Raw genomic sequence first — 734 nt, 5'->3', positions numbered from 1 at the left:
CTATCCTCCCGCTGGCGCTTTTAGTCTAATTATGCACCATTAACTGTAAAAAAATACCACTATGCACTATGTGCCAAAAAAGAAAGCTTCAGGTCCAAGTGGAGATATGAGCGAATATAATATGGGCTACTACGTAATAAAAGTATACAACCAAAAAATAGGTAAAAAAGTTTCTAGTAAAACAATACCTATACAAAGAGCATAAAAAGAACGGAGATTAATCTCCGTTCTTTTTTTTATAAAAAATTTCTATAAGTATAAAACCTATAATACCTAAAGTTACCGTTAAAAACATTTCTACAAATTTGTAATTATTCCCTAATATTATTACTAAAATAACACATATTATAAACCAAATCGCCTTTACAAAACCTTTTGAAATATTCATATGTCTCTCCTTTAAAAGTTACTTTTAGAATATAACCAACAAATAAAATAATAAAGAAAGCGCTATAAAAAAACTAATTATTAATAAACTATACTTTTTCCAAATTAAATTGAATATAACCAAAATAATAGATGCAAATATATATATACATACACAAGTAGCTACAAAATCAAATAAAAGAAATATAAAACCAACGATTAGCAAAAAATATATAAATCTATAAATAAAATTTCGTGATTTAAAATAATCATAATTCATAAATAATCTCCTAAACTTACTATGCATTATTCCAATTCCTCTATTTGCCAACGATTCTGCGCTCCTTAATAATCCTAAAGCTGTCCAT

General features: G+C 25.9%; 1 protein-coding gene. It reads right to left on the bottom strand.

All coding sequences use genetic code 11. The features are described from left to right. Window positions 1–217: 217 nt before the first annotated feature. The gene (locus HMPREF3241_RS12920; protein WP_002447857.1) at window positions 218–388 is read right to left on the bottom strand and encodes a hypothetical protein; all 171 of its coding nucleotides are present in this window, start codon (window positions 386–388) and stop codon (window positions 218–220) included. Window positions 389–734 lie beyond the last annotated feature (346 nt).

It is taken from the genome of Staphylococcus sp. HMSC34G04 (genome assembly GCF_001838765.1).
GTDB lineage: Bacteria > Bacillota > Bacilli > Staphylococcales > Staphylococcaceae > Staphylococcus > Staphylococcus epidermidis.
This window is presented reverse-complemented; position numbering and strand designations above follow the sequence as displayed.